This is a genomic window from Coxiella-like endosymbiont, from assembly GCF_002871095.1.
GTDB lineage: Bacteria > Pseudomonadota > Gammaproteobacteria > Coxiellales > Coxiellaceae > Coxiella.
This window is the reverse complement of the sequence record NZ_NSHJ01000064.1, coordinates 1-804: the sequence shown is the minus strand read 5'-3', so window position 1 is coordinate 804 and position 804 is coordinate 1. Positions and strand designations below refer to the sequence as shown.

Here is an 804-nt window from a genome sequence, read left to right as displayed (position 1 = left end):
ACCTAAAACACAGCAACATTACCTAAATTTTAACGAAAAAAGTGTTCTGAAGAACGTGAAGAAGTGGCTTGACAACTCTATTCTCCAAGAGGTAGCCGTGGAGCTTCTTCGTAGATATACTCTTGATAGGGCTTTTGAAAAAAGATCATTTACACATTGTGCTAGTAAACCTAAAGTGGAGCTCGGACAAGTATTGCGAGGTAAGCCTCTTATAAAATAAAATATTTTATTTCATTATGATTATGAAGTTTATCCCGAAATTCCTCTCAATATACTCGAACCTGAAAACCTTAGAAGGATTGAACATAAATGTGTCTAAAAAGAAGGTAGATAATATGCTTTTCAAGCATTACGTATTCAGTCTGCTATATGGGAAAGAAGAGGATTGAGTAGAGAATAATCTGGGACAGGTCATCATTGATTTTAAGGGCACTTTTGATGGTACAGCCTTTAAAAGCAGAAAAGTGCTAACAAGTTTCCATTAAAGTTAAGTTTCTACCGCATGATTCCTAGGTTTGAAGAAGGAATTGAAGGAATCAATCTGGGTGAGACTAAACTCATCGAGATCATTTTTTGGATGAATATCCCAGGAAAAATATGGAATGAAAATCAGCTGTTTTTATGATGAGGCTGCATCAAGTATTAAATCTTGAATTTCACACCTGTGGATGATCAGTTCGTTAAAAAGCTTGATATTAAAAGAGAGTATAAAAAACACTCCAAGCAAAAGGTTAAGGAAATATTGAAATAGAAGTTTACTGTGATGCTGCAATTCAATTAAAACTGAGGCTTTTAGATAAATTG

Annotated in this window: 1 protein-coding gene; it reads left to right on the top strand. The window is 34.2% G+C overall.

All coding sequences use genetic code 11. From position 1 onward, the window contains the following. A partial coding sequence (locus CLERM_RS03985; RefSeq protein WP_206602226.1) for a hypothetical protein occupies positions 1 to 220 on the top strand: 220 nt, incomplete at its 5' end. Positions 221 to 804: the final 584 nt, after the last annotated feature.